Genomic DNA, 726 nt, shown 5'->3' with positions numbered 1-726 from the left:
GTGTGAGCCCGTTCGAGCGTGGGTGAGCGTCCATGCGGCCAGCGTAGACGCGCGCTTATGGGAATGAGCCGTTCGGCGATGGGCCCGTGCGGCGTACGGCAGTTGACTGAAGGCATGACACACAACGCGGCCGACGACACGGCACAGGACACGACAACCAACCCGAACCAGAACCCCACGTCCGGCATGACGGTGGTGGTGACCGGCGCGACCGGTCGTACGGGCGGACGCGTGGCGTCGGCCGCGCGGGCGGCCGGGCTCACGGTGCGGGCGGCCTCGCGGGCGACCGGTTTCGACTGGCGGGACCGGTCGACGTGGGCCGAGACACTGCGTGGCGCGCAAGCGGCCTACCTGGCGTTTCCCACGGACGTCGGCTCGCCGGAGGCGACGCGGGCGGTCGGGGAGATCTCGCGGGAAGCGGTCTCCCTCGGCGTGCGGCGGCTGGTGCTGCTCTCCGCGCGCGGTGAGGAGCGGGCGCGGCCGACCGAGGACGCGCTGCGAGAGTCGGGCGCCGACTGGACGATCGTGCAGGCCTCGTGGTTCTCACAGAACTTCAGCGAGGGTCCGCTGGTGGAGGAGCTGCGGCTGAGCGGCGGGCTGGTGTTCCCGGCTGGGGAGGGGGTGCGGGAGCCCTTCATCGACGTACGGGACATCGCGGACGTGGTGGTGGCGGCGCTGACCTCGGGCGACCGGTATGTGCGGCGGGAGATCGACGTGACCGGCCCG

Annotated in this window: 1 protein-coding gene; it reads left to right on the top strand. The window is 72.3% G+C overall.

The window, feature by feature from the left end:
• Positions 1 to 186: 186 nt before the first annotated feature.
• Positions 187 to 726, top strand: a 540-nt coding sequence (locus BZL64_RS37375; protein WP_158101589.1) for an SDR family oxidoreductase, incomplete at its 3' end; no start/stop codon positions are given.

It is taken from the genome of Streptomyces bobili (assembly GCF_002154575.1).
GTDB classification, from domain to species: domain Bacteria; phylum Actinomycetota; class Actinomycetes; order Streptomycetales; family Streptomycetaceae; genus Streptomyces; species Streptomyces bobili.
This window is presented reverse-complemented; position numbering and strand designations above follow the sequence as displayed.